Annotated in this window: 3 protein-coding genes and 1 tRNA gene; 3 read left to right on the forward strand and 1 reads right to left on the reverse strand. The window is 59.3% G+C overall.

Annotation, left to right across the window (positions count from 1 at the left end; genetic code table 11):
• Positions 1 to 125 precede the first annotated feature (125 nt).
• A complete protein-coding gene (locus I2D41_RS04375) occupies positions 126 to 899 on the reverse strand; it encodes an IS110 family transposase (protein ID WP_195363661.1) in 774 nt (257 codons plus the stop codon).
• A gap of 765 nt (positions 900 to 1,664) precedes the next feature.
• Between I2D41_RS04375 and I2D41_RS04380 the strand changes: the two genes are divergently transcribed.
• The 3 genes from I2D41_RS04380 (at position 1,665) to I2D41_RS04390 (ending at position 4,987) form a co-directional block, all read left to right on the forward strand.
• A tRNA-Leu gene (locus tag I2D41_RS04380) sits at positions 1,665 to 1,754 on the forward strand.
• A gap of 59 nt (positions 1,755 to 1,813) precedes the next feature.
• Positions 1,814 to 4,159: a SpoIIE family protein phosphatase gene (locus tag I2D41_RS04385; RefSeq protein ID WP_195363662.1), complete on the forward strand. Its 2,346-nt coding sequence runs from the start codon at positions 1,814 to 1,816 to the stop codon at positions 4,157 to 4,159.
• Between the two features lie 81 nt (positions 4,160 to 4,240).
• Positions 4,241 to 4,987 carry an anti-sigma factor antagonist gene (locus I2D41_RS04390; RefSeq protein WP_195363663.1) on the forward strand — a complete coding sequence of 249 codons (747 nt, stop codon included), beginning with the start codon at positions 4,241 to 4,243 and terminating at the stop codon, positions 4,985 to 4,987.
• Positions 4,988 to 5,145 lie beyond the last annotated feature (158 nt).

A 5,145-nucleotide genomic window follows, 5' to 3' on the forward strand; every position in this document is an offset into this window, starting at 1 on the left:
GGCCCGTGGGTTATACCCTAAGAGCAAACCACCCTTTTTAAGGGTGGTTCTGATTAAACTGCTCAATTTTTCGTGCTCACGGTGCTTATTTCCCAGTGATCACTCGGACCACTTCTTAGTGAACATCAACAGCGCAGCCTGCCCGGGTTGTCCCCGGCCGCGACCGCGAGCTTGGCCGCGCTCACGGGGCCGCACCCGTACATCGCCAGCAGCGCGGGGCAGTTCTCCTCCAGGGACGCCTCGATCGCGCGCTCCATGTCGAGCGCCGCGTCGCGCGCCGCCGCCCACAGGTCCGCCAGCGCGCCGAGCGCGGCGCCCAGCGCGCCCTCGGCGCGCACGGAGGGGAGCTCCTCCATCAGCCTCGGCCCTCCCATGCCGCGGAACCTCGACCTGAGCCCCTCCGGCGCGGTGGTGAGCAGCGACCTCGCGGTGTTGATCGCCGAGGTCCGCGCCTTCACCGCCCCGGAGCGCGCCGCGAGCATGCAGCGCACCCCGTCGACCCACCCGTCCTGGCTCTTGGGGGTCCCGAGCCTTGAGCCGGGCATCGCCGCGCGGGCGGCCCTCTCCGCGTCCGCCTCGTCGCACTTCCCCTGCCCCGGGCGCCTCCTCTGCGTCCTCGCCGGGGAGAGCGCCTCGCGCACGGGCATCCCCAGCGACGCGAGGTGCCTGGTGAGGCCCGCCCCGTAGGACGACGTCCCCTCCATCGCGACGCAGGCCGGCTCCCCGGCCGCCGCGATCGCCCCGGCGAGCGCCTCGTAGCCCGCCGCGTCGGCGGGGAACTGGCGGGACAGGACCTTGCGGCCCCTCCAGTCCAGGACGCACAGCCAGTGCGAGTCGGCGTGGGTGTCGACCCCGCAGAAGACCGGCCCGCGGGCGCCGGGTGCCGATTCGTTTTGCATGTCTCGCTCCGTTCTTTCCGTGCTCGCCTGGACCGGGCAGACGGCACACTGACGGGGCGCGATAGAATGCGGTTGTTCGGGTCCGCGGTATCGCTCCATGCTCCTATTAGGTCATGCGGCGGTCTCGGCTCGCCGCGGCCCGCGCGGGACATGTCAGGAAACGAGGGCAGCCCTGTGGGCGCCAGCGGAATGTGGGGTCACCGCGCGGTCCGCATCTGATGGTGTCGACGTCAATGGTATACGGGTGCATCATCGACGTCTTCAATACAGAAAATATCAGTGCGGAATGTTCTGAAAACTAAGTCCAGCACGGGCCCTGTGTTACCGCTGCAGAGGGGTGCGATTCCTTGATCGCTCACTTAATCTAATAAGAAATTGAGTGAGGCCGGAGCTTTAGCTCCGACCTCCCCATATAAGGGCTCGGCAAAGCCGAGCCACCAAATTTGCATCAGCCCCATAACATGTTTGAGAACGGTGTCTGGAGTACGTGGACGTAGGTCCCGAATCGGTGTTGCCTCCCGGCGCATTCCGCAGGGGGAGCGATATTTTGCAGCACGAAGTGCGCAGCAAAATATCGGTCATGCCCGAGGACGCGCCGGGAGGCAACACCGATTCGGGACCGGACATACGGATCTACCTGCGCATTAACAAATTCGTAAACTTTTTTGAAAAAAGTGCTTGCACAGTTCTCGAATCATAGGTTATTATCTTCCTCGTTGAACGCGCGGGTCCAACAAAACGAACTGCGAATCAACAACATAGCATGTCGGAGTGGCGGAATTGGCAGACGCGCTAGCTTGAGGTGCTAGTGACCGCTTTTTGGTCATGCGGGTTCAAGTCCCGCCTCCGACACCATCGCATTTGAGAAGCCTCTTCGGAGGCTTTTTTGTTACCGATAGACGGTGGGGTCCACGATGGAAACGCTTGAGCGCAACGAGTGGGCAGACGTTGCCCAACTGGTCGAGATCACGAGCGATGCTGTCATCATCTGTGAGCTCGACGGAACCATTCTGCATGTGAATAATCGTTTGCTCGACCTGATGTGCGAGGAACGCGCTGACGTCATCGGCGGTGATGTCAAAGACGTTCTGTACTCGTCGGCTTTTGAACGCGCGACAGAGCATCGGCTTCCTTTTGAGACCAATGGAACAAAGAGCGAGTTGATGCTCAAGTTAAGTGACGGATCGTTTATTCCCGTCCTGGTTTGTGCCGGCTCGGTTACGCCGCCTCGAATCTTTGGCCGCCGTGCGCCGCGCGTTCTGGTGGCACTCCATAGCATCGAAGAACAGTATTCGCACGACCGTCAGCTCAAGCGTGCGCTTTCGGAGCTTAGAGTGGCGAATAAGCGCCTTTCGGGCACTTTGTCGGTCATTATGAGCACGGTGGGCTCCGATGAGCTGCCCAGTTTGTTAGATACCGTTTTGAACCAGCTTGTAGGAACGCTCGATGCTTCGGGTGCCGCTATCTATTTTTCTGAGAGCGGCGGCTTTAAGCTCCGCGGTGTTTCCAAGGAGCTGCACGACAGCTACCTGCCCGAGTTTTTGCCATATGGCGCTGGCATTCCGACATATGTTCTTCGCGAGTCGCGCGCCTGTCGCTTGTCGATTCAACAGGACCTTGAGGGTGATAGGGCCGCCTCCGGTATGTTCATGGACCTGGACAATCGTTCTAAGCACCTGCTGCGCGTGCAGGATATGCCTCCGTACCGCAGCGAAATCTGTCTTCCCGTGTTTTACGGTACGCAGATCCTTGGCGTGCTGGAAGTTGGTTGGAAGCGTCCTCAGGCACCGCTCGCCTATGACGTTAACGTGCTCGAGGTCATTTGCGATTACCTGTCTATCCAGCTGGTCGGCATGGCATCGAGCCTTCGCTCTCGTCGCACGGCCGAGCTTGGCCGCTCGCTCAATGTCTTACGTGATGAGTTGTTTACCTTTCTAGACGATTCCGCCGCGGCTGCCCAGGCGGTATCGTCCGAGATCTGCAATATGCTCAACTGCCATTTTTGCCCTGTTGAGTATGACGCCAGTCTGGACTCCTATGTCATAGATTTTGAAGGCGGCAGTCGCGTTGCTTTGCCGGACGATCCCGAGAAGCTTTTCTTTTCCACGACGGCGCCAGCGGCACGTCTGGGGGCTGGCCCTGATGGCTTTGAGGCATCTGTTTTGGGCGGCACGAGTGCCGAGGACCTTAAACATGTCCGTATAACTCGCGTTGACGAATCGATGCCTATGGGAGGCTGGCTTAGGGCGCATGGTCTGCCTTGCCAGGGTCTCTACGTCGACACTGGCATCGAGGCGGGGCGCCCGCGCTCTGAGGGTGATGGCAAGCACAGTAACGACGCGATTGTTCCTGCTTCTGTTGCTAAGGGGCCGACGACGCGCGCGCTGCTGCTTCGTGATGGTAGTCAAGAGCCGATTGATGACCTTGAATATGACTACTTGGTGCACTTGGCGCATGACTTTGAACTGATCTACGAGGGCGAATCTCAAAAGCGCGAGGAGCGCCATATCGCTCAGACCCTCCAGATTGGCATGAGAAATTCGCTTGGTGACGTTCCGGGCATCGCGACCGATTCGGTATACCTTTCTGCAACGAATTCAGCGTTGGTCGGCGGCGACTTTTATACGCTTGTCCGTCTTCCCGACGATTGCGCCGTCATGATTCTGGGTGATGTGTCTGGCAAAGGAATCGAGGCGGCGTCGATGTCAGCGCTCGTCAAGACGGCGCTGACGGCCTATGCCTGGGAGGGTGCGGGGCCTGCCCGCATGGCCCGCTCGCTCAATAGCATGCTCATGGGCTTTTCGAGGGTCGAGACGTTTGTGACGGCGTTTATCGCCAAGATCGATCTTAAAGCGGGTCGCGCTACCTATTGCTCTGCGGGACATCCTCCCACTATGGTCATTAGGCCGTCGTCGACGCCGCTTGGCGGCGGAGAAACCCGAGGGGGAGAAGTGGAGCTCCTTGGGTGCCAATCGGGCGTGATCGGTGCCTTCGAGAGCATGGTGTACGAGACGGGCGTGTTTACGTTCGCTCCTGGTGACATGCTATTTATGTATACCGACGGGACAATCGAAGCACGTGATCGCTCGGGTGTTTTCTTTGGCGAGCAGCGCCTTCGTGACCTTCTGCTCTCTGTCTCGGGTGAGGGTGTATCGGGAATCTGCGGTAAGGTCTTGGGAGAGCTTGACCGCTTTACCGAGTCGGCGCTGGACGATGACATTGCGCTGGTTTCCCTTGAGTTTTTACGGGGTCGATCGTAGACCGCGATACTTGACGGGCAAAATCTGCGCAGCTGCAGATATGTATGCATCGAGCGAGCTCTTTTGGGGAACCATGGTCGTATGAATGAGTGGAATGACATAGCGGTTTTGACGCCACCGGGTGATGTCGACATCGCCTCGGTGTCCGTGCTGCGTCCACGGTTGGATAATCTGATCGACCGGGGCGTGCGTCGCGTTGTCATCAATTGCCAGGCCGTGGGCTTTATCGACTCGACGGGTTTGGCGTTTTTGCTTACACGTGCCAGAGAGCTCATGAGGCGAGAGGGCCTGCTTTCGCTCGTTAACGCCTCCGATGAGGTCATTCGCTTTTTGGAGATTACCCGACTTGTCGACATCCTTCATGTTGCGGGTCCGGCGCGTGAGTCGATTCCCGCTATTCCGGTGGGAGAGTTGCCACGATGGAGCAAGAGCGTCGAGGTCCGACAGGGTATCGAGAATCTTCCATACTATCGACATCGCATCGCCGAACTCCTTGAATCGCTTCCGTTGCGCCGCGACGAGCGCTACGATGTCGCGTTGGCGTCGGGGGAGGCGCTGGGTAATGCCTATGACCATGCGGGCGGTATCGGGTGCGTCCTGACGGTTCAGGCCTATGGCGATCGCGTCGTGGTTGAGGTGCTTGATCGGGGTGCCGGCTATTCTATCGATGGAGCGAGCGAACCGGTCGCATCTGAGGAACGCGGCCGTGGTATCAAGCTTATGCGTATGCTCGTCGATAACGTGGAGGTTGCTCGTCGCACAGACGGCACCGGCACGCGCGTGCAGATGGTGAAGCTATTTAGCGGAGCACTGGAATCGCGTGCCTAGCCAATCGCTTTAGCGCGTTTAGCCACCAAGAACACGCGGCCGGCAACTTTTTTGAAAAAAGTACTTGCGTCTTTTGGATAACTCGCGTAAATTAATAACCCGCAAGCGGACATGGCTCAGTTGGTAGAGCACAACCTTGCCAAGGTTGGGGTCGCGGG

Source organism: Collinsella aerofaciens (genome assembly GCF_015552075.1).
GTDB lineage: Bacteria > Actinomycetota > Coriobacteriia > Coriobacteriales > Coriobacteriaceae > Collinsella > Collinsella aerofaciens_Y.

What these genes read in the sequence shown, in the direction of transcription:
- I2D41_RS04375 (WP_195363661.1), bottom strand. Translation starts at nt 899, where the DNA reads ATGCAAAACGAATCGGCACCCGGCGCCCGCGGGCCGGTCTTCTGCGGG.
- I2D41_RS04385 (WP_195363662.1), top strand. Translation starts at nt 1,814, where the DNA reads ATGGAAACGCTTGAGCGCAACGAGTGGGCAGACGTTGCCCAACTGGTC.
- I2D41_RS04390 (WP_195363663.1), top strand. Translation starts at nt 4,241, where the DNA reads ATGAATGAGTGGAATGACATAGCGGTTTTGACGCCACCGGGTGATGTC.